This is a genomic window from Specibacter sp. BI4 (assembly GCF_056680095.1).
Window position 1 is genome coordinate 140,671 of the sequence record NZ_CM155265.1, and the last position, 23,240, is coordinate 163,910.

A 23,240-nucleotide genomic window follows, 5' to 3' on the forward strand; every position below is an offset into this window, starting at 1 on the left:
CATGCCCGCGCCGGGGCCATCTTGTCAAGGGAAAAATAAAGCGCTTTACTTTATGTCGTACGTGACGCAGGATATGACTAATGTTGGGTGAGGCAGCTTTGTTCAGGAGCAAACAGGGAGGAGCACCGTGGCAACCATGCAGGACGTGGCCAATTTGGCCAAGGTGTCGTTGGCGACAGTTTCTTTCACCATCAACAATTCAAAGCCGGTCTCACCCAAGACCCGCACCAAGGTGGAACAGGCGATGAAGGACCTCGGGTATCGCCGAAACGCCGTCGGCAGCGCCCTGGCCAGGGGCCGTACGCACGTGCTGGCGCTCTTGTACCCAGCCCTGCAGCACCGTTTTTCACCCACGTCGGTGCGATTTTTCACCAGTGCCGCGGACCAGGCAAGGCTGCGCGGCTATAACCTGGTGCTGTGGCCGATGAGCAACGACGCCGAGGCCGTCACGGAGCTGACGTCGTCGGGCCTGGTGGACGGCGTGGTGCTCATGGAGGTCCAGCTTGATGACCCCCGAGTGGCCGAGCTGTCCGGAAGCAACATCCCCTTCGCCCTGATCGGCCGAACCCGGGACACCACAGGAATTCCCTTTGTGGACGTTGACTTTGAATCCGCCGTGGAAAACGCCATCGACCGCCTGACCGCACTGGGCCACACGGACCTGGTGCTGGTCGACGGCGGGGTCGGCAACCAAATGCTCGGCGGGTACGGGCCGGTGGCCAGGACCCGCAAGGCGTTTGGCGAAGTCACGGCCCAGCGCGGGCTGTCCGGAGCCATCATGAGCGGGCTGCAGTCGTCGGCAGGAGGTCGCGCACTGGCAACGGAGCTCGCCGCCAACCACCCGAACGCCACGGGCGTTTTAATGATGAATGAACATGCCGGCCCGGGCTTTGTCGCAGGGCTCCAGCAAGCCGGCTACCGCCTGCCACAGGACATTTCCGTGCTGGCCCTGGCCTCGACGCTGGACACGGCCAGCATGTCTGAACCGGAAATGGCGGTCCTTATTTCCCCCGCCGATGAGCTTGGCCGGCTGGGTGTGAACGCGCTGATTGACCAGATCGACAAGAAGGACAACCCGCTGCCGCAACTGCTGATCGGGTGCACTTATTCTGCGGGCGCCACCATGGGCAAGGCGCGCGGCAGGAAGGCCTGAACAGGGCCGCTACTTCCGGGCGATGCCCAGCATTTCCTCCACGGCCTCACAGGCCCCAAGGTCGTGCCCGGAAACTACCGGCGCGTCGCACGCCACGCGGCGCAGCAGCGAGCGGAAAACCTCACGTTCCTCGGTGCCGAGCGCACCAAGGACGGAGCTCTCGGCTTCGATGACACCCTGCTGCAATTTTTCCAGCTCCGCGCGGCCGGTGTCCGTGGCAACAACAATGCGGGCCCTCCGGTCGGCGGGATTGAGCTGCCGTTCCACCATGCCGGCCTTGACGAAGTCATCGATCAAGTAGGTCATGACGGTCCTGTCGATGCCCAGGTGCTGGGCCAGCGCCAACTGGTTGGGCTGCTCCCCCCGCACCACCGCCACAAGAACCTGGTAGCCCCGCGGGCCATGCGGGAACTCACCCATGGCCGCCGTCGAGGCGTTTTGATAGTTGCGCACCAGGACGCCCAGCGTCCAGCCAAAGTCATCGCGGGAGTCAATGGCGGGGGTTTCCGTTGCGGTGCTGTTGCTCATGACATCCATCATAACCGACCGACACGCTTTACAACAGATCATATTTGAGTAAGATGATCTGTGTAACCACATATATTTATGATGTGGCGGTTGCGTCATGCGAACTTGAGGAGCATCGATGGAACTTGGCGCTTATGGTTTTGGCGTCGTACAGGTGGAACCCGCAACGGGCACCCGCGTCGGTGCCGCAAAGAGGCGTCCTGAAATCCATTGAACTTTTCGGCACCGAGGTCAAGCCTCTGATCGACGCCGAACTTAAAACGAGCACCACCAACACCAAGGAGTCCGCAGCATGACTACACAAACCATTGGCATTCTCGGGGCAGGGAAGGTCGGCACGGGTGTTGCCCGGCAGGCGTTGAAGGCCGGGTACCGTGTGCTGATCGCGGCTTCCGGGGACCCAAAGGACATTTCCCTGATCGTGTCCGTCATGGCCCCCGGGGCCACCGCCGTCACGGCCGGGGAGGCCATGGCCCAGGCCGACCTGGTGGTCCTGTCCGTCCCGCTGCACAAGTTCCGCACCCTGGATCCGGCCGCGCTGGCCGGCAAGCACGTGCTGGACACCATGAACTTCTGGCACGACACCAACGGTGACATGCCCGAGCTGGCGGATGCGCCGTCGAGCTCCGAAATGGTCTTGGCGCACATCCCGGGAGCCCACTTGGCGAAGTCACTAAACCATATCGGCTACCACGAGCTGGAGCTCGACGCGCGGGCGGCCGGCACGGCGGGCAGGCGCGCACTGGCGGTTGCCACGGACCACGAGGCAACCCGTGCCTTGGTCCTGGAGTTCATTGAACGGCTGGGTTTTGACGCCGTCGACGCCGGAGCACTCGCCAACGGGACAGCCTTCGAACCGGGGACGCCCATCTTCACCGGCGCCTACGGCACGGCCGATTTGGCGGCGGAGTTGGCCGCGCACCTGGCCGGCCTCGGCGAGCTCACCGCGGCGCGCTGATCCGCCCCTGAACCGGGGCGGACTCAGACCTTGGTGATCACCGTGCTGAACGGGGTGGAGTTGCTGAACAGGTCCTGCACGGGGCAGTGCGCCTCCACCGTGCGGGCGAGTTCGACATAGCGTTCCTGCGTTTCCGGGCCCGTGATGTTGACCGCCAGCCGGATGTCGCTGAATCCCGGGCGGACGGTTTCGTCTATGCCGAACAGTCCGCGCACGTCAAGGTCGCCCTCGGCATGGATCGTGATGTCGTCGATCTTGATGCCCAGCTGCTCGGCGTACAGCCGGTACACCACCACCTGGCAGGAGATGACCGCGGCCAGCGCGTACTCGACCGGGCTGGCAGCCGTGTCGTCACCGGCCAGTGCGGCGGGCTCGTCCACGGTGAACTGGTGCTTGCCGGCGCTGATGCGCGTGGCCACCGAGCCCACGCCAACGCCTGCCACCTTGTAGGTAAGCTTCGCGTTGTCCGCGTCGGCGCCGATCCGCTGGGCCCAGGCCGCTCCGGCCTCGCCGAGGCGCGCGGAACGCTGGGCGGCGTCGTCAATAAGTGCTGTTTCAGTCATGATGTTCCTTCGCGTAAAGACGGGCGCCGTGCACCCCGCCATACTTACGCCACGGCAGGCGCCGGGCGTCGAATCCTCACCTGGGGCACCCCACTATGGTGTGGAGGGTTGCCGATCGAGCAGCCAGGGCCTTCGCTCGAAACTCTTGATTCTGTCCACCAGCCTGCCGGGCCCCGGCGCCTGCCTCAAGATATTCGTCACATGCGGCAACAATCCCGGCACGACGGCGGCCTACCCCTTCCCTGCCGTCAGGCGGACACACCGAAGCAACTTAAGATGGAGGCATGAGCGCAATACTTGTCGCAAAGGACCTCTCCGGAGGCCACGCACACCGCACCTTGTTCACCGACCTCTCCTTCACAGTCGCACCGGGCGACGTGATCGGCGTGGTCGGAGCCAACGGCGCCGGCAAGTCAACACTTTTGAGCATCCTGGCCGGGGCAGCCACACCGCAGGGCGGCAGCGTCAGCACCGCACCCCAGGACGCCTTCGTAGGATGGCTGCCGCAGGAGCATGAGCGGATCGACGGCGAGTCCATCGCCGCGTACATCGGCCGGCGCACCGGCTGCACACAGGCCACCGGGGACATGGAACGCTCGGCCGAGGCGCTGGGCTCCGGCAACTCCGCCGACGACGACAAGTACGCCGCAGCCCTTGACCACTGGCTGGCATGCGGCGCCGCCGACCTCGACGAACGCATCCCGGCAACGCTCGCCGATCTGGGCCTGGAATTGAGCCCCGACGCCCCCATGACGGGGCTGTCCGGCGGGCAGGCCGCCCGGGTGGCGTTGGCCGCGCTCCTGCTGAGCCGGTTCGACGTCGTTCTTCTGGACGAGCCCACCAACGATCTCGACCTGGCAGGACTGGCCCGGCTGGAGGAATTCGTGAAGGGGCTGCGCGGCGGCGTCGTCCTGGTCTCGCATGACCGCGAGTTCCTGGCCCGCACCATCACCTCCGTGGTGGAGCTGGACCTGGCGCAGAACAAGGTGGCCGTGTACGACGGCGGCTACGACTCCTTCCTCGAGGAGCGCGCCATCGCCAAGCGCCACGCCCGAGAGGCCTACGACGAGTTTGCCGACAAGAAGGCCGACCTGGTGGGACGCGCCCGGACGCAGCGTGAATGGAGTTCGCAGGGTGTGCGCAACGCCATGAAGAAGGCCCCCGACAACGACAAGCTCCGCCGCAAGGCCAGCTCTGAATCCTCCGAAAAGCAGGCCCAAAAGGTGCGCCAGATGGAGTCCCGCATCGCACGGCTCGATGAGGTTGAAGAACCCCGCAAGGAATGGGCGCTGCAGTTCAGCATCGGCGCAGCCCCGCGCTCCAGCACAGTGGTCTCCACCCTGAATGCGGCGGTGGTGCGGCAGGGCGGCTTTACACTGGGGCCGGTCTCGCTGCAGGTCAACGCCGGCGAGCGCATCGGCATCACGGGCCCGAACGGCGCCGGCAAGTCCACCCTCTTGCGCCTATTGCTGGGCCGCACCGACCCGGGCGACGGCGTGGCCTCCCTGGGCGCCAACGTCGCCATCGGCGAGATCGACCAGGCGCGCAGCCAGTTCCCGGAGGGCACGCCCCTGGGCGACGCCTTCGAGTCCCTGGTACCGGAGCTGAACCAGGGCGAGGTCCGCACCCTGCTGGCCAAATTCGGCCTGAAGGCGGACCAGGTGACGAGCCCCGTGGGCGCCCTCTCCCCCGGCGAACGCACCCGCGCATCACTGGCGCTGCTGCAGGCCCGCGGGGTGAATGTACTGGTGCTCGATGAACCAACGAACCACCTTGACCTGCCGGCGATTGAGCAGCTTGAGGAAGCGCTCGAGAACTACGAGGGAACGCTGCTGCTGGTCACCCACGACCGCCGGCTGCTGGAAAACATACGACTCGACACCCGCTGGTCAGTGCAGGACGGCCAGGTGGCGGAGCTGTAAGCGACGCTCCGGATGCTGCCCGGCGATGATTGGCAGGGCCGGTTGTCAGGGTGCGATGAAGCCGGCGTCCGTGGCGGCCGGCGTTGCCACGGACACCACGGACGCGTCTTTTCCGATCAGGAGAAGTTGATGCCCCCGTCGATGAGGACCGTCTGGCCGGTCATGTGGTCTGAATCCGGGCCGGACAGGAATGACACCAGCTTGGCGACGTCCTCCGGCTCCGAGACCCGGCCGGCAAGGATGTTGTCCACCTGTGCCTGCAGGGCGCTGCCGCGGGGGGTGCCGTCCCGCTCGGTGAGCTTTTCGTCGATGAGGTCCCACATGGCTGTGCCCACAACGCCAGGCGCGTAGGCGTTGACAGTGATGTTGTGCTTGGCAAACTCCATGGCCGCAGCCTGGGTCAGTCCGCGGACCGCCCACTTGGTCGCCGAGTAGGACGCCAGCACCGGGAACGGCCTGAAGGCCACGATGGATGCTGCGGCAATGATCTTCCCGCCCGTGCCCTGTGCGATGAATCGGCGGGCAGCCGACTGGTACGAGTAGTAGACGCCCTTGATGTTCACATCGATCATCCGGTCCAGGGCGTCGGGCTTGACGTCGAGGATCTCGTCGACCTGGGCGATGCCGGCGTTGGCGATGAACACCGTCAAGTCGCCCAGGGCGTCCGTCCCCTCCTGGATCATCCGCTCGATGTCTTCTGGATTGGAGACGTCACCGGTGACGCCTACCGCACGACGGCCGCGCAGCTCGACGGCGGCAACCACCGCATCGATGTTCTCTTGGGCGCCGGGGACGTCGGCGACGATGATGTCCTGGCCGTCGTCGGCCAGCCGTTCGGCGATGGCCCTGCCGATGCCCCGTCCGGCTCCGGTGATCAAGGCGACGCGTGAAGTGGATGCTTCCATGGTGCTTCCTCCTGATGGTGGCCGCTCGGGCTGGGCGGCGGCGGGGGATCAAGTAGCCCGATTCAACCAGCCTGTGCCTCGAATCACACTCTGGACAGTCCCCTTATCGCAGAGTGATAAAGGGGCAAATACTGCACGCCCCCGCCCCACCGCCGATCCAACCGGCGGACAATGGCACTGGCATTCTCACCAGTTGATAACAGCCGTTGGCCGTAGCGTGATGTGTGACACACACTGTAGGTAAGGCTTCTCCGCCGGAGATGGCAGCGCCCGCCAGTGCTGCCCCGGCGGGCCTTGACCTGGCCTGACCCCAAACAACCGAGGTGACAACGATGGTGTTTCCCGCAAAATACTCGGAACTCAACGCCCTGGAACTCTCCGGCGAGGCGCGCAGAATCCTGACCCGGATCATCCGGGTCTCTTTCCCGCACCCGCAGTTCCCGGACGGCCCCTACGAACGGATGACCGAGAAGATCATCGAGGCTTCCGAGGAATCACGCTGGTTCCGGATGGCCCTCATCCAGGGCTTGGCGACCCTGGACACGCTCACGGACGAGCACTTCCTGGATCTGCCCGAAGACCGGGCCATCACAGCGCTCAAGCGCATCGCCGACCTGGAGTTCTTTGCCTTCATTCGTCGGACGGTGGTGCTCAACCTCTATGACGACCCGGAGGTCCACGCTGCGCTGGGGTACGAGGGCGAGTCGTTCTCGAAGGGCGGCTACGTCAACCGCGGGTTCAACGACCTGGCCTGGTTGCCCGATCCGCGGATCGAGGAATGTGCCGAGCCCGTTCCCGAGATCGGCCCATTGGCGTACCAGGTGGCAAGCTGCACCCCCGCAGGAGGCTTTGAGCCCGTCGGGAATCTGTTCAAGGACACCGGAATTATCGAGGAAGGCCGCACACGATGAGCACCGAAGAAATCTCAGCACGCTTTGGGTACGACGACGATTCCGTGGTGGTGATCGTCGGCTCCGGTGCCGGTGGAGGCACCCTGGCCCACGAGTTGGTCAGCAAGGGAACCAAGGTAGTCCTGCTCGAGGCGGGGCCGGACCTGAAGAACGAGGACTACCACCAGGACGAGTGGGCGGCCTTCAACCAGATGGCGTGGCTGGACCCGCGCACCACGTCGGGGTCATGGCGCATCGCCCGTGATTTCCCGAATCTGCCGGCGTGGATCGTCAAGGCCGTCGGCGGCACCACCACCCACTGGTCCGGGGCCACTCCGCGGTTCAAGGCCCACGAATTCAAGGCCCGCACCACCTACGGGCGCATCGATGGAGCCAATCTGCTGGACTGGCCGATCACCTTGGCCGACCTCGAACCGTACTACGACCGCGCCGAGCAGAAAATGGGCAGCACCCACCGACACGGCCGCCCGCCGCTGCCGGCCAACAACAACTACAAGGTCCTGGCCAATGGGGCCAAGCGCCTGGGCTACCGGCATTTCTCCACCGGCCCCTACGCCACGAACGCCGAACCTTATGACGGCAGGCCGGCCTCGATCCAAGACGGGTTCAACTTCCAGGGCGACAAGAACAAGTCCAAGTGGTCCACGCTGGTTTCGGAGATCCCCAAATCGCTGCGCACGGGGCTGCTGGACCTGCGTCCCGACTCCCACGCCGTGCAGGTCACCCACACCCCCGAGGGGCGTGCCGATGGCGTCGTCTACATCGACGCCGACGGGAACGTCCAACGCCAGAAGGCACGCATCGTGGCGGTCGCGGGCAACTCCATCGAGACGCCGCGCCTGCTGATGCTCTCCTCCTCTCCGCTGTTCCCCGACGGGCTGGCCAACTCCTCGGGGCAATTGGGACGGAACTACATGCGCCACACGACCGGCTCGGTGTACGCGAAGTTCGACCAGCCGGTGAACATGTACCGGGGCGAGACGATGGCCGGAATGATCGCCGACGAAGCACGCCACGACGTCGAGCGCGGGTTCTCCGGGGGCTACTACCTCGAGATGATCTCGCTCGGACCGGCGTTTCTGGCCAGTTTCGTGGAACCGGGAGCCTGGGGCCCGGACTTCACCGCGTTGCTGGACAACTACGTCAATACGGCCGGGCTGTGGATCACCGGCGAGGACATGCCGCAGGAGTCGAACCGGATCACGTTGAACACCACTGTGACCGACCGGCTCGGGCTGCCGGTGCCCAATGTGCACTTCGATGACCACCCGAACGACGTCAACATGCGCAACCACGGCTACCAGCAGGCGTCACTGCTGTACGAGGCAGTCGGGGCGACGTCGGTCCACCGCACCCCGCCGTACCCCTCCACCCACAACTTGGGCACGGCGCGGATGAGCGAGCGGCCCGAGGACGGGGTCGTGAACGCGTTTGGGCAGGCACACGATGTGCCCAACCTGTTCATCTCCGATGGTTCGCAGTTCACCACCAGTGCCGCGGCAAACCCGACGCTGACGATCGTCGCCCTGGCGATCCGCCAGGCCGAATATATCGCGGACCAGATGGCAACCTCGGCACTCTAAACCGGGGCTGCTGCCAAACGACCGGCCGGCACCCCGCTGCCCGGGCGGCTAGCGCCCAAGCAGCGGGGTGCCGCGCAGCGCACGGCTGACACGGGAAGCCACATCGCGCAGCAGCACGGAGACCTCCGCGGAGCGTGCGTGAAAGTCGGATGGATCCATGGACACGGCCACCGACCCGACGGTCTGCCCCGCGGCCGTGGTCACCGGGGCCGCCATGCAGGAGGCGCCACGGATGAACTCCTCCCGTTCGACGGCGATGCCTGAGGTGCGCACCCCCTCGAGCTCGGCGTCGAAAAGTACCGGATCCGTGATCGTGGCTGCCGTCATGCTGGGCATCCCGTGGCGCTGCAGGTAGGCCCGGCAGCGGTCGGCGTCCATGGCTGCCAGCAGCACCTTGCCGAACGCAGTGGCGTGCGCGGCGTCATTGAACCCGAAGCCCATGGGGGTGATCCTTGGCCGAGTCGGGGAATCCACCACATGCGCAACGACGATGTCCTCGCCGCGGTGGACAGCATAGTAGGCGGCAGCGTCGGCACGCACATGCAGTTCACGCACCAGCCGCGCCACCGACGGTGGCGTGCCGACCTGCCGACGCAGTGACGCGTCCAAGGCGTGGAGCTTATAGCCCAGCCCAAACCGGCTCTCGTCCTTGAGATGGACCAGATGCTCGGAGGCGACAAGAGTTTTCAGCAGGCGGTAAACGGTGGGCAGCGGCATCTGCAGCCCGGCTGCGATCTCCTTGGCCGACATTCCCCGGTGGTGGGAGGCAACAACATCCAGCAGTGCGAAGGCCTTTTGGACCGAGGCCAGGCCGGTCAGTACGTCGTTTTGTCCCATGCATCCATCTTGTCCCCGGCGCATGGGATTACCAACTTAAGACGACGGGCGTCCACGCCAGGGGGCCGCGCCGGCAAGCGGGCATGCGCGGGCAGGCGCGGGCAGGCACCGACGGCTGGCGATGCACGGGACCGGAATCCCCGGCCCCGTGGTGGTCGTCAGCTGATTTCCAGTTCCCCCATGCGGTCCCAGGCGTCGCCGTCGATCTGACGGCTGACGATCCGGGGAGTGTCGACCAGCCCGGGGGCCATGTCCAGCATGGCCTGCTTGAAGTGGCCGCTGTTCACATGGTCACCCGCGGCGTCGTCCTGGAACGCTTCGACGAGGACGTACTCGTGCGGATTGTCCAGGCTGCGCGACCAGTCAAACCACAGGTTCCCGGGCTCGGCACGGGTGGCCTCGGTGTACGAACGGGTTAGGTCGGGCCAACGGTCCGACCATTCGGGCTTGACGTTGAACTTCACGACGATGAATATCACGATGTGTTCCTTCCTGTGGCGGTACGCCTCGCCGTCCCCGACGAGGCGTGCTGTCAGGTCAGTCTTGCGGGTACCCGGGCCGCCAGCCAACAGGTGTTCTCGGTGGGCGAGAATGCCGGCAGGCGCCCGGGCGCCGGGCGCCGAGCCTTCCGGGTCGGGCCCCGGGGCGTTGACCTGCATGCCAACGCCCGCGACGCCTCGCATTTCCTGTTTGTCTCGCAGGCGGTCGTCGCTGCCGCTTGCTTCCCGGGGGTCGTTGTTGCCTTTCGCCCCCGGTGCACCGGGGGCGAAAGGCAACAACGACCCCCGGGCCCGCGCACACCGTCCAGACCGGGTGCGAATGGCAATAACTACCCCCACGCTTGATGTTCCAGACACCCTGCACCGCCACAAATCGGCAACACATTAGCAGAACTAACCAATTATTTGATTTTGACTTACGTTCACTAAAATGTTGCACTGGTTAACAGGTTTGCTGCCCCTTTTGGATCTGCGGCAAACCGCTTGACGAATCCTGGTGCGCTCTTGCACCACACCCCGGTCCCGGACCGCGCCACTGGCGCATAAGTTCCGCAGGACCACGGGCGGCCATCCGCCTCCTTGCCGCAGTCATATCTGCCGCCGCGCATTTTGCGCCCTGACGCTCCGCCACGGGCGCACCCTTATACGGTGCCCCTGACGACCAATTGCCGCTGAGTGTGGATTCGAAGCGTCGCTTGTCAAAGACACAGTAGATCCAAATGACGAGGAGAGCAGCATGACATTGCGAGTCGGAATCATTGGCGCGGGACCCAGCGGCATGGCACAGTTGCGGGCCTTCGAATCAGCCCGCCAGAACGGTGCCGAAATCCCCGACATCATGTGTTTTGAAAAGCAAAACGACTGGGGCGGCCAATGGAACAGCAGCTGGCGCACAGGCCTGGACGAAAACGGCGAGCCCGTGCACTCCAGCATGTACCGGCACCTGTGGTCCAACGGACCCAAGGAGTGCCTGGAATTCTCCGACTACTCCTTTGATGAGCACTTTGGCCGCGCCATTTCATCCTTCCCGCCGCGCGAAGTCCTCTTTGACTACATCAAGGGCCGCGTGGAAAAGTCCGACGTTCGCAAGTACGTCAGATTCAACACCGTGGCTCGCCACACCGCCTACAACGAAGAGACCCAGGAATTCACACTCACCGTCGAGGACCTGGCCACCGGCACCACGACCGAGCACGTCTTTGACAAGCTGGTTGTTTCCACGGGCCACTTCTCCTTCCCCTCAGTCCCTGAATTCAAGGGCATCAACAGCTTCCCCGGCGAAGTCCTGCACGCGCACGACTTCCGCGGCGCGGAGCGCTTCAGCGGCAAGAACCTGCTCATGATCGGCAGCAGCTACTCCGCCGAAGACATTGGCATGCAGGCCCACAAGATGGGCGCCGAGTCCATCACCTTCAGCTACCGCTCGGGCCCCATGGGCTTCGACTGGCCCGAGAACACTGTCGAGCGCCCACTCGTCAGCCATTTTGAGGGCAGCACGGCGCACTTCAGCGACGGCACCCAGGGCGAGTTTGACGCCGTCGTGCTCTGCACCGGCTACCAGCACAAGTACCCGTTCCTGCCCGGCGACCTGAGCCTGAAGTCCAAGAACGTGCTGTACCCGGCAAAGCTGTACAAGGGTGTCGTGTGGCAGCAGAACACCAACCTGTTCTACCTTGGCGCGCAGGACCAGTACTACACGTTCAACATGTTTGACGCCCAGGCCTGGTATGTCCGCGACGTCATGACCGGCGCGATCGAGCTGCCCACACTGGCCGAGCGCGACGCTGACATCCAGCTGTGGCTCGAGCGCCAGGCGGCCCTGCCGGATCACAACGCCGAGGCTGATTTCCAGTCGGACTACCTGCGCGAGCTCATCGCCGCCACCGACTACCCGCCCTTCGACCTGGACGCCGTTTCGCAACTGTTCAAGGACTGGATGCACCACAAGGAAACCGACATCCTCGGCTACCGCGACATGGTCCACCGCTCGGTCGTCACCGGCACCATGGCCACCAGGCACCACACCCGCTGGCTCAACGCCATGGACGATTCGCTGGGCCGCTACCTCAACGGCCCGTCGCAGGACGTTGACACCGGCACGCTCGCCACCTTCACGGGGGAGCTCAGCTCCAAATAGCCTTTTTGGCCGGGCCGCCCGCGTGGGCGCCGGGATGACCTGAAAGTTCGACGGCGTGGGCCGGGGCAGCTGCCCCGGCCCATCTTGCGTTGTGGCCGGGGATTGTGGCCGTGCGTTGTGGCCGGCCAGGCCTGCGGGACCGGCTTCGAGTCGTGCGAACAGGGGCATTGACAAGTCGCCGAATTGGGCGCATTCTAAAAACATAAGTACTGTTTTTAGATGGAGGAGTCATGGCAACGCATTCAATCCCCGCCCCGTCCACTGCTTGGGGCACCCACGCCTTGGCACACGCCAAGGCCGAGCCCGCCTACGCGGCGTTCCTGCTGCTGTGGGTTGGCTTCATCGCGATCCCGCTGATCATGGGCCTGGACAAGTTTTTTAACGTCCTGACCAATTGGGAAAACTACCTGGCCCCGTGGATCGAGAACATCTCACCGTTCAACGCGCACGGGACCATGCTGGCCATTGGCATCGTCGAGATCATCGCCGCCGTTGCCATGATTCTGCGGCCGCGCTACGCCGCCTTCGTGGTGGCGCTCTGGCTGGCAGGGATCATCGTCAACCTGCTCACCTACTCCGGCTTCTACGACGTCGCCCTGCGCGGCTTTGGCCTGATGGTGGCCGCCATCGCCCTAGCCCTGCTCGCCCGGACGTACACCAAGCCCGGCTTTCGCAAGGCCGGCATGAAGTAGGGACTTGGGCGGGCCTGTTTGCAGACAACAACGCCCCGGGATGCGGTTGGCATCCCGGGGCGTTGCAGCAGTCTCAACAGCGGGTCAGCTGCCAACACCCGCATAGGAGTGCAGGCCTGAGAAATACATGTTCACGATGGTGAAATTGAAGACCACGCAGAGGTAGCCAACAATGGAGAGCCAGGCAGCACGCGTGCCCGTCCATCCCTTCGTGGCCCGGGCGTGCAGGTAGCCGGCGTAAACCACCCAAATGACGAACGTCCAGACTTCTTTCGTGTCCCAGCCCCAGAAGCGGCCCCACGCCTTTTCGGCCCAGATGGAGCCGAACATCAAGGTCAGCGTCCAGCCAACGAAGGCAATGCCGTTGATGCGGTAGGACAGGTTTTCAAGGCTCAGCGCGTTGGGCACAAGACGCATCACAGGCGCCTTGTCCTTCTTGCCGGTGGCAATGGCGGCTTCGCGGCGCGACTGGAACAGCTGCAGCACTGACATCGCAAACGTCAGCGTGAAGAACGCAGAAGACAACACGGCGATGGACACGTGAATGACCAGCCAGTAGCTCTGTAGTGCGGGCACCAGGTGGCCCACCGGAGTCCAGAACGCCACAGAAGCCGCCACCACCATGAGCAGCACCAGGCCGATCACAAAGGTGCCAAGGAAGCGCAGGTCGCGGCGGGTCAGCACGAGCAGGAACACAATGGCAACGGCAAAACTGCCGGTGGTGCAGAACTCATACATGTTGCCCCACGGCACGCGACCTGCCGCCAGACCGCGGAAGAGCACGGCAAAACCCTGGACGACGGCGGCCACAACGGTCAGCGCCACAGCCACCCTGGCCACGACGCGCCGTTCCTTGCCGTACCGCATGGAGTCCCCGGCTGTCACGCCGTCGGACCCCGCATGGGTTTTGCTGGTGGGACGGACGCCGCGGTCCTGCGGACCCGCCCCGAGGCCTTGGCCCGCGGTGCCGCGGGCGCCCGCTCCGGCCAGTGCGGCTTCCTTGTTTTCGGCGGCCTCGCCGGACAGGTGGCCTGCGGCGGCCTCGCTTGCCAGACCCTTTTTGATCATCTGGTTGAAAGTCACCAGGTCCCAGGCATAGGCACAAAATGCCACCGCATACGCCAATCCGGCAACCAGCATGAGCTGCTCGCTAAGCTGGGCAAAGCCTTCATTGATATCTGGCATTACTGGTCCTTACTTGCCGCGGCCACGCTTTGCGCGGAGTTGTCTGTTGTCGATTGTGCCTGCTCACCATTTTGCCCCGTGGAATCAAGGGGCACCAGCCATTTGGCATGCAGGGCCTTGTTGATGGCAGCGTATTCGGCCGCCAGGCGGTGGTCTTCACCGCGGGCGAGCAGGCCAAATTCCACCATGGTGCGACCGTCCGGGTGGTTGCCCGTCCGGACCCAGACACGGCGGCGGCTCATGAACAAGGAGGCCATGAGCCCGGCCAGGGCCAAGAGTGCAAAAACAAGGACATAGACCTGGCCCGGGTCATGCCTGATGTCCAGTGCGGCAAAGCGCTTGATGCCGTCGAAGCTGATGCTGCCGTTGCCTTCCGGCAGTGTGTAGCTCTGGCCCGGTACGAGCGTAATGCCGCCGGCGTCAACATTGCGGGAGTTGATCTCGGTGAGTTTCGAGGTGTCGAGGGTGTAAACATTGCGCGGCACGCCGCTGTCCAGGCCAAGGTCGCCCGTGTAGGCGTTCAGGTTCAGCTGCGGGTTGAACGGATCGGGGTCCGAACCAAAAGCCACACCCTTTTCATCGACGAGTGCCGTGGGCAGGAAGAAGCCCACGAACCCTAGCTGTTCGGGCTTTGCGTCGGGAACCTTGATCACCATCAAGGAGGTGTAGGCGCCGTCGGTGGGGATGGTGATGACAGGGCCCTGGAAGGCGACCTTGCCCTCGCCGTCCTTGATGGTGACGACGGGGGCGTAACCGTTGCCGACCAGGTACACGTTGGTTCCACCGACAGCCACCGGCTCGTTGACCTTGAGCGTCTTGGTTTCAGCTTCGGCGCCGGGCTTGTCCTTGACGCCCAACGTGGCGTTGAAGTCCAGCGGCTGTCCGTAGTGCGCCTCCGTGGAGCGGTCATATTTGACCACCAGCCGGTCAAGCTGCACCGAGTAGGGGCTCAGCCTGTCCTCGCCGAAGTTGGCTCCGGGGGTGAACGTGTCATACCCGGTCAGGGTGTTGACAAAGGTGTCGCCTTCCACCAGCACACGCTGCCCGCTGTAGCCAAAGAGGCCGCTGAAGGCGATGGCCACCAGGACGCCGATCATGGCCGTGTGGAAGATCAGGTTGCCCACTTCCTTCAGGAAGCCAACCTCGGCACCTACCGAGGGCCTGTCGGTGTCGAGGTCACGCACATCCACACGGTAGCGGCGGGCCTTCAAGACCTCCGCGGCATCCTTGACGGCCGTCGCGGCGTCGATGCCGCTGTCGGCAGGGATTTCCACGGTCCCGTATTCCGCCAGCCGGGAGAGCCGTTTGGGCGTGCGCGGCGGCGCCGAGCGCATGGCCTTCCAGTGGATCTTCGCACGCGGCAGCACACAGCCGACCAGGGATGTGAACAACAGCAGGTAGATGGCGGCGAACCACGGGGAGGAGTACACGTCGAAGAGCTTGAACCAGTCCATGATGGGACCGGAAACCGGATTGTCTGTCAGGTATTGGGTCACTTCAGCCGGGGACGACGGCCGCTGCGGGAACAGGGAGCCGGGCACCGCCGCCACGGCAAGCATCAGCAGCAGGAACAAGGCCGTGCGCATGCTTGTCAGCTGCCGCCAGGCCCAGCGCAGCATGCCGAGGAAACCGAGCCGCGGCAGGGCCACCTCGCCGCCAGCTTCCTTCGGCGCCTTGCTCTTGGGTTCTTTCACCACTGCCTCTTCACCACTGTTTCTTTCATTAGATTGGCAATCTCACTTCATCGGCAAACCAAAATTGCAGTTCGTTGATCCAGGTGCCCCACAGCCCCGAAACCATCAACAGGCCCAGGACTATCAACATGCCGCCGCCAAAGTACTGCAGTCCGCGGCGGTGCCTGCGGAAGAATGCCAGGGCACCCAGCCCGCGGCGCACACCCAGGGCAATCAGTAGGAACGGCAGTCCCAGCCCCAAACAGTAAATAAACGTCAGGAACGCACCCTTGGCGGCCGTGCTTCCGTCGAAGTACGACAAAGCCAACACCGCGCTGAGCGTGGGACCGATGCACGGCGCCCAGCCCAGTCCAAAGGTTACGCCCAAAATGGGCGCTCCCCACAGTCCGGCCGGCGGCTTCGCATGAATCTTGGCTTCGCCCTGGAACCAGCTCATCCCGCCCAGGAACACCACGCCCATGAGAATCACGACGGCGCCCAGCACCTGGGTGACCCAGGCGGCGTCGGGGCCCATCAGCCACGCACCCAGCTGGCCGAAAATGGCGCCAATGAGCACAAAAACAACTGAAAAGCCCAGCACGAACAAGCCAATCCCGACGAGCATCCGCCCGCGGCGCTGGTTTTCCAGGTCGGCCCCTGTCAACCCGCTCACATAACCCAGATATCCGGGAACGAGAGGCAGCACACAGGGCGACAGGAAGGAAACCAGTCCGGCCAGCAGGGCAACGGGCATGGCCAGCCAAATGGAACCGCTGTTGATGACTTCGGCAAAGGGATTGTTCATGGTGGTGGGGAGGCCGCTAGTTTTCCGCCAGCGCGGTGGAGATCAAGGCTTTCAAGGTGCCCTTCTCGGCCACGCCAAGAATGCGCGCCGAGACGCGGCCCTTCTTGTCCAGCACCAGCGTGGTCGGGACGGAGCTGGGCGGCACAAACTTGGTCAGCGCCAGCAGCACGCCGCCGTCCTTGTCCATCATGCTCGGGTAGCTGAGCTTGAAATTACGCTCGAAGGCCTCCGCCGTGGCCTTTTCATCACGGATGTTCACACCAATGAACTCCACGCCCTGGGGCTTGAAGTCGGTGTGGAGCGCCTGCAGGTCAGGGGCCTCAACCCGGCAGGGAGCGCAGGCCGCGTACCAAAAGTTCAGCACCGTGACCTGGCCGGGGAAGTCGGCCGCGTCAACCTTTTCGCCGTCAAAAAGTGTGCCGGTGAAGGCGACGGGCTCCTTGCGCTCGGAGGCGCCGTATTCAGTCACGGAGCCGTCGCCGGCAATGTAGTTCTTGTTGTCGCCGGCATTGGCCTGCTTGGCCAGGGGGTCTTCGCTGGTGCAGGCGGCCAAGGCCACAGTCAGGGCTGCGCCGCCAGCGGCCAAAAGCGATCTACGGCTCATCGAGGAAGTCACGGCGCAAGTCTTTCGTTGATTGGGAAGCCACGGCGCAGGCGCAGAAATGGCATTATGTTCTACGCTACGTCGAAAAGCTGATTGTCAGCTGTGTGTGAAGCCCGGGGACTAGGCGCCCGGGGTGGTCGCCGCACCGGGAAGCAGCACGGCGGCGGGTTCGCTGTACACGACGTCCACAACGTCGTCGCCGTCGAACGTCAATGAGGTCAGCGAGGCCAGGGTGCACTCCCGGTTTCGGGGGTCGTGCCACAGCCGCTTGCCCTCGGCACTGCGCCGCGTGGACCAGATGGGCAGCTGGTGGCTGACCATGATGGCCTGGGCCCCGTCGCCGCCAATCTCGAAGGCACGACGGCGGGCATCCCGCGCCGCTTCAAGCATGCGTTCGGCCTGGGCTTCGTATGCTTCGCCCCAGGAGGGCCGGAACGGATTCACGAAGTGGGGCCAGTGCTTGGGTTTGCGCAACTCGGCCTTGCTCATGACGAGGCCCTCGAAGTGGTTCTCCGCCTCGATGATGCGCGGGTCGGTCACGATTTCAAGGCCGAGCGCCTCGGCCGTGGGCTGCGCCGTTTCCTGGGCCCGGGTGAGAGGTGAGGCGACAAGGTAAACCGGTGCGCCGCCGTCGTTCTTCAGGGCGGCAAAGTGCTCGGCAACCATCACCGCCATGTCGCGGCCGCGCTCGGAGAGGTGAAATTCGGGGAGCCGGCCGTAGAGCACGCCATCGGGGTTGAAGACCTCGCCGTGGCGCAGAAGATGAACAGTTACTCGGGACATGTTTCCCAGTTTCTCAAAGTTAGTTGGTTAGGGGTTAATCCGTGGCGGGTAAAGTTTTTTTGGAACACGGGAATAATAGATACAAACGCATGCTTATGCCATGTGAAGGATCACCACAACGGCGACCCCGCTTTTGTGTACAGAACAAAATCAAGGAGCTCCACATGCCAGTAACAAACGTTGAATCCTCAGGCCTCTCACAGGGCATCTGGAACCTGGACATCTCACACTCAGAGGTTGGCTTCGTTGTCCGCCACGCAGGCATCTCCAAGGTCCGCGGAAAGTTCGCCCTCCTCGAAGGCGCCTTGACTCTTGGCGAAACCCTGGCCGATTCCTCCATCACCGCCACCATCCAGGCCGCCAGCTTCAACTCAGGCGACGAAGGCCGCGACGGCCACGTCAAGGGCGCCGACTTCCTTGACGTCGAAACGTACCCCACCCTGACGTTCGTTTCCACCGCAGTGTCAGGCGACGCTGAGGACTTCGAACTGACAGGTGAGCTGACCATCCGCGGCATCGCCAAGACCGTCACCTTCAAGGGCGAGTTCAACGGCGTCGCAGTTGACCCGTTCGGCGCCACCCGCGCAGGATTCGAAGCCAAGACCGTCATCAGCCGCAAGGAATTCGGCCTGACTTGGAACGCAGCCCTGGAAGCCGGCGGCGTGCTCGTTTCCGACAAGGTCACCATCACCCTCGATGTGGCTTTCGTCAAGGCAGCATAGCGTTTCCCCCAACGCATTGATCATTCATCACTGAAGGGTTTCAATGCCGGTCCGCACACTGTGCGGACCGGCATTTTGCTGCCATTTTGCACACCTATACAACCGTTCTTCCCAAGACTAGGGTTCTTCCTATGAGCACACCGAATGAGTTCCCAGGTCCCGAGCAGCCCGGCTCGCAGCCATCGCCTCCCGGTTATGGTTCCCAGCCCGATCCTAATGCTCCCCCAATCCACGGCGCCGGCAATCAAGGCGGCGCCGCACAACCGCCTCCCGGCTACCAACAGCCCGGCTACCAACAGCCCGGCGGACAGGCTCCAGGCGGGCAGCAGTACCAGCAGCCCGGCTATCAGCAGCCCGGCGGGCCGCAATCCGGCGGCTCCAATTTTGAGCTGCCCAAGGACATGCCCCGGTCGGTGCAGGATGTCATGCCGGTCGGCGGCTTCTCCGGAATGTTCAAAATGGACGGCCTGCCCCAGCTGCTGAAGATCTCGTACATCATCTGGCTGGTGACAGCGGCGATCTGGCTCTTCTTCACATTTTTCGCCTTCATCGGTTCCCTCTTCCTCTTAAGCTCGCCATACTTCCGCGGCTCAGGTGTCCGGGGTCTTGTGGTCTCCATCATTTCCCTGGTGTTGATCGCTGCGATCGTTGTTTGCGCCATGAAGCTCAAGGAAGGCATGCAGTGGGCCCGGTTGGCGCTGTCGGCCATAGCCCTGATCAGCATCGTGCTGCTCATAACCAGCAATGGCGGCAGCGGCTTGTTGAGCGTTGTGGCCGCCGTGTTGATGTGGCTGCCGGAATCCACCAACTGGCTCAATTCCCGAAAGAGGGGCGTCAGCCAGTAGCTTCAGTTCACAGTTTTGACGCTGTGCCGCTCTCAAGCAGTGGGGCAGGTGGTTGTGCCGGGAGAGGTCGCGTAGGGTTTGTATTAAACCCTGCCGCGGCCTTTTTCCATTTCTGTCCGACGGCCGGCGCACCCGCTTGGCCAGCGCCACCGGCCAAGCACCCGGCAACACTGAACTCGGCCAAGCCAAACTCGGCCACATTGAAAGAGCAGCTGTCATGACCACCCCCGGTGAAGAACCCCAAGAGCACCCCACCACCCGCCCGGGCAGCTACGGCGAGATCGCCCCAGGCGTGCCACGCTATGGGCAGTACGCGCCCGCTGGCTGGGAACCGCCCCAGGACGTGAAGGATGCGCAGAAGGGCAACACGCCGCCGTCTGCCTTGCCGCCGGCTCCGTCGTATCCCGGCTTCCAGGGCCGGCAGCCCGGCCTGCCTGCCGATCCCGGAGCTCCTTTGGCACCGCCCAACAGGGTGGTGCTGGCCACCAGGCTGATCATGGCAGCCGGAGTCCTGCAGCTTATTGCCCTCATTATCTGGGCGTTCGCCATGACAACTCCTGCCGGTCAGGAACTGCTGCGCTCGACAGTCGGGCAGGCAATGGCCACCAATCCGGAAGCTGCTGCCGCCGTCACCGAACAACAACTGTTCACCACGGTGGCGGCGATGATGGCAGTCATTCAAGCCGTCTGCGTCGCCGGATACTTTTGGATTGCCGCCAAGCTGCGCCGCGGGAGGAACTGGGCCCGGATCACTGCCCTTGTCCTTGCCATCATCTCGATTGCGCTGGTGCCGGAAGGCGGATCGTATTCGTTTTATTCCGGCGCCCGCATAGTTTTGGGGCTGGTTGCCGTGTTCATGTTGTTCAGGTCCCCCGCCAAGGAGTTCTTCCTGGCGCACAAGGCACGACGCGGGGCCCTGAAGCGCTGAGCTGCAGGCCTTGATGCTGGGCCAAGCTCCCCCGGCCTCCGGCTAGGCTCCGGGCCCGTCCTGCTCCAGGCTGCCCGGTTCCAGGCCGTCCTGCTCCAGGCTGTCCGGTTCCAGCCGGGGCTCCTGCAGGCGTTGAGCGTGATAGGCCAATATTTGCAGTTCAGTGGCCATGTCCACCTTGCGCAGGTTTACATGCTCCGGCACTGTCAGGGCCACTGGGGCGAAGCTCAGTATGCTGCGGACGCCTGCCGCCACCACCCTGTCACAAACAGCCTGGGCCACGGATGCGGGCAGGGCCAGGACAACCATGTTGACCCGGGCGGACTTGACCACGTTTTCCAGGTTTGCGGCGTCACTGACGCGCAGCCAGCCAATTTCGTTGCCGATAATCATCTGGTCGGAGTCAAGCAGGGCCACGACGTCAAAGCCCCGTGATTCAAATCCGGCGTATCGGGCCAGTGCCCGGCCCAGGTTTCCGGCACCAACAATGGCTACACGCCATTCGTTGGTCAGCCCGAGTGCCTGGGCAATTTTGCGGCTCAAGTTCGCCACGTCATACCCAACGCCGCGGGTCCCGTAAGAGCCAAGGTAGGAGAGGTCTTTACGGACATTTGCCGAGCCAACTCCAGCCGATTCGGCAAGCGCCTCGGATGACACGCTCTCGGCACCCTCGGCCAGCAGGGCGTTGAGCGTGCGAAGGTACAGTGTCAGGCGGGAGACCGTTGCAGGCGGCAGTCTCCGCGCCGGCTCCGCCGTCGGCTCATCCGGGGTCTGCGCTGAGGTCAAGGCTTCACTCCAAATTCTCAAACTGTGGCCGCGCCCAGATGCTGAACATGTGTCAGCCAGGTCCGCAGCGGCCTGCAACCACTGTATGACGTGGCCCGTCCATAGCCAAAAGCAGGAACCCGTGTTTGTCCTGCCGCCGCCTGCCCGGGCACGGGTATGGCAGCGGGGTGCGACGCCTTACGCGCTGTCGGCCTCCGCTATCCGGCCAGAGCACGGCTGAGAATGCTGCGCAGGCGGTTCGGATCGATATGCCAAAAGTCCCGCTGGACGCCGTCAACAAGCACGACAGGCACTTCCTCACCGAAGCGTGCTGTCAGCTCGGGGTCGCCATCAATGGACACCTCGGCCCAGGGCACGCCCAGTTCCCCTGCCACTTCGACGACGACGGCCCGTGCGTCGTCGCACAGGTGGCAGCCGGCCCTGGTGACGAGCTCCAGCAGCGGCTCGCGGGCCACCGCTTTGGGCCCGTCGGCGCCGCTGACAGGGCTTGGGGCAGTGGCGGCAGGTGCGGTGGTGGTGCGCTTGGCCGGGTCGTTGGCAGCAGGTTCCATGACTACAACGGTACCGAGTGTCAGCGCCAGGTGACGCATGCCCAGGTGTCGCGTCGGCGGCAGAGGCGCTCGGGGCTTCGAACCGGCGAGGCCACCGCACGGCAAATGAAAGTTTCACCACAGTTAACCGCTGCGGCAGGTGGCGGAACGGGCAGGCAGTGGCTGGATTGACTAGACTCGTCCCATGCCCGACGTGACTACCAACAGTGCCGAGGCCGCCTCGACCACTGAGCAGTACCAGGGTGAGGCTGCCTTCTTCGATGTGGACAACACGTTGATGAAGGGTGCCAGCTTGTTCCATGTGGCCCGGAAAATGTATCAAAAGCACGCTTTTACGCTGCAGGATGTTGCGGGCTTCGCGTGGAAGCAAACCAAGTTCATCATGCGCGGCGAGAACATGAACGATGTGCACTCGGTCCAGGACTCGGCACAAAAAATTGCCGCCGGGATCAGCGCGGATTTTGTCCGCGATCTTGGCGAAGAAGTCTACGACGAGATGATTGAGTCCAAGATCTGGCCCGGCACCAAGGCGCTGACACAGGAGCACCTTAAATCCGGCCGCCAGGTGTGGCTGGTGACGGCAACCCCGGTGGAAGTGGCAGGGGTCATTGCCGCCCGCCTCAACCTCACAGGCGCCCTGGGCACCGTTGCCGAGATTGAAGACGGCGTCTACACCGGCCGGTTGGTGGGCGAGATCCTGCACGGGGCGGCCAAGGGCCGTGCAGTTCGCGAGCTGGCCGACAGGGAAGGCCTGGATCTTTCACGCAGCTGGGCCTACAGCGATTCCTACAACGACATCCCGCTGCTGACAACTGTGGGCAATCCGGTGGCCATCAACCCGGACGCCAAGTTGCGCAAGCATGCACGGGAAAACAATTGGCCCATCTACGATTTCCGTTCGGGGCGCCGCGCCGCCACCCTGGGCCTGAAAGCCGCCACGGGTGCCGGCGTGGTCTATGGGCTGTGGAAGGGCATCGCCATGGTGCGGAAGCGCTAACCAGCCACAGCGCCGGCGGGCGGGGCACCCGCGGCACGACCCGCCGTCGTGCCTGGGCATAAAAAAACACCCGCACACCTCTACGGTGAACGGGTATTTTTGCGAAGAAAAAGCTTTACTTCTTGTTGCGACGCTGGTGACGCGTCTTGCGAAGCTGCTTACGGTGCTTCTTCTTGGACATCCGCTTGCGGCGCTTCTTAACTACTGAACCCATGAAAGTTCCTCACAAACTGCATAGAACAACCTCGGATGAGGCCGTAAACGATTAGGTTGACCGATCGCAGGAATCGGTCAAAGCCGAAAATGGATCTTTCCTAGGGTACCGCCTTTACCCTGTATGCGCCGAACTGGAGGGTCCATGCGTCTCTGTGCCATCCACCACGGCAGAGCGCAGGTAGCTTTCGACGGCGTTGGCAGGCACCCGATATGACCGGCCAAAACGCACGGCGGGCAGCTCTCCGGCATGAACCATGCGGTAGACGGTCATTTTGGACACGCGCATGAGCTCGGCCACTTCCTGAACCGTCAAGAAGTTCACATCGGAGAAATTTTGCTCCTGCGTCATCGCTGTCCTCGGTATCCATTTTTCATTAGAAAAGATCCAGGTGCGGGCTTACGGCACCTTCTGCTCGTACGCCAACTCTAGGTGCAGATGGTGCTTATGTGAAAGTT

General features: G+C 63.8%; 26 protein-coding genes and 1 riboswitch. Of the genes, 12 read left to right on the plus strand and 14 right to left on the minus strand.

The genetic code is table 11. The features are described 5' to 3' along the window. The first annotated feature begins 136 nt into the window (after positions 1-136). On the plus strand, positions 137-1,153 hold the full coding sequence (locus AC1L6K_RS00760) for a LacI family DNA-binding transcriptional regulator (RefSeq protein ID WP_480952663.1): 1,017 nt from the start codon (positions 137-139) through the stop codon (positions 1,151-1,153). A 9-nt stretch (positions 1,154-1,162) separates the two neighbouring features. On the opposite strand, the gene AC1L6K_RS00765 is transcribed toward AC1L6K_RS00760, so the two are convergent. Further along, complete coding sequence (locus AC1L6K_RS00765; protein ID WP_480950852.1) at positions 1,163-1,681, minus strand: MarR family winged helix-turn-helix transcriptional regulator; 519 nt, start codon at positions 1,679-1,681, stop codon at positions 1,163-1,165. 125 nt (positions 1,682-1,806) lie between these two features. On the opposite strand from AC1L6K_RS00765, the gene AC1L6K_RS00770 reads away from it, so the two are divergent. After that, entirely contained in the window at positions 1,807-1,977 is a 171-nt protein-coding gene (locus AC1L6K_RS00770) for a hypothetical protein (protein WP_480950853.1), read from the plus strand. Continuing rightward, the gene (locus tag AC1L6K_RS00775) at positions 1,974-2,639 is read left to right on the plus strand and encodes an NADPH-dependent F420 reductase (protein ID WP_480950854.1); all 666 of its coding nucleotides are present in this window, start codon (positions 1,974-1,976) and stop codon (positions 2,637-2,639) included. The genes AC1L6K_RS00770 and AC1L6K_RS00775 overlap by 4 nt, the downstream gene beginning before the upstream one ends. 23 nt (positions 2,640-2,662) lie before the next feature. Here the strand turns inward: AC1L6K_RS00775 and AC1L6K_RS00780 are convergent, their stop codons facing one another. After that, entirely contained in the window at positions 2,663-3,202 is a 540-nt protein-coding gene (locus tag AC1L6K_RS00780; RefSeq protein WP_480950855.1) for an OsmC family protein, read from the minus strand. Positions 3,203-3,237: 35 nt separating this feature from the next. Then, positions 3,238-3,353, minus strand: a riboswitch (SAM riboswitch). Positions 3,354-3,486: 133 nt separating this feature from the next. Here AC1L6K_RS00780 and AC1L6K_RS00785 point away from each other — a divergent pair. Beyond that, a complete protein-coding gene (locus AC1L6K_RS00785) occupies positions 3,487-5,124 on the plus strand; it encodes an ABC-F family ATP-binding cassette domain-containing protein (RefSeq protein ID WP_480950856.1) in 1,638 nt (545 codons plus the stop codon). A 116-nt stretch (positions 5,125-5,240) separates the two neighbouring features. On the opposite strand, the gene AC1L6K_RS00790 is transcribed toward AC1L6K_RS00785, so the two are convergent. Beyond that, entirely contained in the window at positions 5,241-6,029 is a 789-nt protein-coding gene (locus AC1L6K_RS00790; RefSeq protein ID WP_480950857.1) for an SDR family NAD(P)-dependent oxidoreductase, read from the minus strand. Between the two features lie 332 nt (positions 6,030-6,361). Here AC1L6K_RS00790 and AC1L6K_RS00795 point away from each other — a divergent pair, with 332 nt between their 5' ends. After that, complete coding sequence (locus AC1L6K_RS00795) at positions 6,362-6,940, plus strand: hypothetical protein (protein WP_480952664.1); 579 nt, start codon at positions 6,362-6,364, stop codon at positions 6,938-6,940. Then, positions 6,937-8,523, plus strand: a complete 1,587-nt coding sequence (locus AC1L6K_RS00800) for a GMC family oxidoreductase (protein WP_480950858.1) — start codon at positions 6,937-6,939, stop codon at positions 8,521-8,523. The genes AC1L6K_RS00795 and AC1L6K_RS00800 overlap by 4 nt, the downstream gene beginning before the upstream one ends. Before the next feature lie 48 nt (positions 8,524-8,571). On the opposite strand, the gene AC1L6K_RS00805 is transcribed toward AC1L6K_RS00800, so the two are convergent. Further along, positions 8,572-9,360 (minus strand): IclR family transcriptional regulator, encoded by a 789-nt coding sequence (locus AC1L6K_RS00805; RefSeq protein WP_480950859.1) that lies wholly within the window; start codon positions 9,358-9,360, stop codon positions 8,572-8,574. Between the two features lie 158 nt (positions 9,361-9,518). After that, positions 9,519-9,839 carry a putative quinol monooxygenase gene (locus tag AC1L6K_RS00810; RefSeq protein WP_480952665.1) on the minus strand — a complete coding sequence of 107 codons (321 nt, stop codon included), beginning with the start codon at positions 9,837-9,839 and terminating at the stop codon, positions 9,519-9,521. A gap of 757 nt (positions 9,840-10,596) precedes the next feature. Here AC1L6K_RS00810 and AC1L6K_RS00815 point away from each other — a divergent pair. Further along, a complete protein-coding gene (locus AC1L6K_RS00815; protein WP_480950860.1) occupies positions 10,597-11,997 on the plus strand; it encodes an NAD(P)-binding domain-containing protein in 1,401 nt (466 codons plus the stop codon). 230 nt (positions 11,998-12,227) lie between these two features. Further along, entirely contained in the window at positions 12,228-12,689 is a 462-nt protein-coding gene (locus AC1L6K_RS00820; RefSeq protein ID WP_480950861.1) for a hypothetical protein, read from the plus strand. 84 nt (positions 12,690-12,773) lie between these two features. On the opposite strand, the gene ccsB is transcribed toward AC1L6K_RS00820, so the two are convergent. The 5 genes from ccsB to AC1L6K_RS00845 all read right to left on the minus strand — a co-directional run bounded on the left by ccsB (position 12,774) and on the right by AC1L6K_RS00845 (position 17,739). Further along, positions 12,774-13,874: a c-type cytochrome biogenesis protein CcsB gene (gene ccsB, locus AC1L6K_RS00825; RefSeq protein ID WP_480950862.1), complete on the minus strand. Its 1,101-nt coding sequence runs from the start codon at positions 13,872-13,874 to the stop codon at positions 12,774-12,776. After that, entirely contained in the window at positions 13,874-15,493 is a 1,620-nt protein-coding gene (gene resB, locus AC1L6K_RS00830) for a cytochrome c biogenesis protein ResB (RefSeq protein ID WP_480952666.1), read from the minus strand. Before resB ends, ccsB begins: the two co-directional genes overlap by 1 nt. Before the next feature lie 103 nt (positions 15,494-15,596). Next, positions 15,597-16,352 (minus strand): cytochrome c biogenesis CcdA family protein, encoded by a 756-nt coding sequence (locus AC1L6K_RS00835; protein WP_480950863.1) that lies wholly within the window; start codon positions 16,350-16,352, stop codon positions 15,597-15,599. Positions 16,353-16,368: 16 nt separating this feature from the next. Then, positions 16,369-16,956: a TlpA family protein disulfide reductase gene (locus AC1L6K_RS00840; protein WP_480950864.1), complete on the minus strand. Its 588-nt coding sequence runs from the start codon at positions 16,954-16,956 to the stop codon at positions 16,369-16,371. A gap of 120 nt (positions 16,957-17,076) precedes the next feature. Beyond that, complete coding sequence (locus AC1L6K_RS00845) at positions 17,077-17,739, minus strand: histidine phosphatase family protein (protein WP_480950865.1); 663 nt, start codon at positions 17,737-17,739, stop codon at positions 17,077-17,079. Positions 17,740-17,903: 164 nt separating this feature from the next. On the opposite strand from AC1L6K_RS00845, the gene AC1L6K_RS00850 reads away from it, so the two are divergent. From AC1L6K_RS00850 to AC1L6K_RS00860, 3 genes are all read left to right on the plus strand, one after another. Then, a complete protein-coding gene (locus AC1L6K_RS00850; RefSeq protein WP_480950866.1) occupies positions 17,904-18,461 on the plus strand; it encodes a YceI family protein in 558 nt (185 codons plus the stop codon). Positions 18,462-18,592: 131 nt separating this feature from the next. After that, positions 18,593-19,306, plus strand: coding sequence for a hypothetical protein (locus AC1L6K_RS00855; RefSeq protein ID WP_480950867.1), 714 nt, complete (start codon positions 18,593-18,595; stop codon positions 19,304-19,306). A 217-nt stretch (positions 19,307-19,523) separates the two neighbouring features. After that, complete coding sequence (locus AC1L6K_RS00860) at positions 19,524-20,234, plus strand: hypothetical protein (RefSeq protein WP_480950868.1); 711 nt, start codon at positions 19,524-19,526, stop codon at positions 20,232-20,234. 42 nt (positions 20,235-20,276) lie between these two features. Here AC1L6K_RS00860 and AC1L6K_RS00865 read toward each other — a convergent pair whose 3' ends face one another. Together AC1L6K_RS00865 and AC1L6K_RS00870 are read right to left on the minus strand one after the other, a co-directional pair. After that, positions 20,277-21,020, minus strand: a complete 744-nt coding sequence (locus AC1L6K_RS00865) for a redox-sensing transcriptional repressor Rex (RefSeq protein WP_480950869.1) — start codon at positions 21,018-21,020, stop codon at positions 20,277-20,279. A 197-nt stretch (positions 21,021-21,217) separates the two neighbouring features. Beyond that, complete coding sequence (locus tag AC1L6K_RS00870; RefSeq protein WP_480950870.1) at positions 21,218-21,571, minus strand: glutaredoxin family protein; 354 nt, start codon at positions 21,569-21,571, stop codon at positions 21,218-21,220. Between the two features lie 184 nt (positions 21,572-21,755). Here AC1L6K_RS00870 and AC1L6K_RS00875 point away from each other — a divergent pair, with 184 nt between their 5' ends. Beyond that, a complete protein-coding gene (locus tag AC1L6K_RS00875; protein WP_480950871.1) occupies positions 21,756-22,568 on the plus strand; it encodes an HAD family hydrolase in 813 nt (270 codons plus the stop codon). A gap of 115 nt (positions 22,569-22,683) precedes the next feature. Here AC1L6K_RS00875 and AC1L6K_RS00880 read toward each other — a convergent pair whose 3' ends face one another. After that, on the minus strand, positions 22,684-22,782 hold the full coding sequence (locus tag AC1L6K_RS00880; protein WP_074712200.1) for a 30S ribosomal protein bS22: 99 nt from the start codon (positions 22,780-22,782) through the stop codon (positions 22,684-22,686). Positions 22,783-22,896: 114 nt separating this feature from the next. Next, positions 22,897-23,133 (minus strand): helix-turn-helix domain-containing protein, encoded by a 237-nt coding sequence (locus tag AC1L6K_RS00885; RefSeq protein ID WP_480950872.1) that lies wholly within the window; start codon positions 23,131-23,133, stop codon positions 22,897-22,899. Positions 23,134-23,240 lie beyond the last annotated feature (107 nt).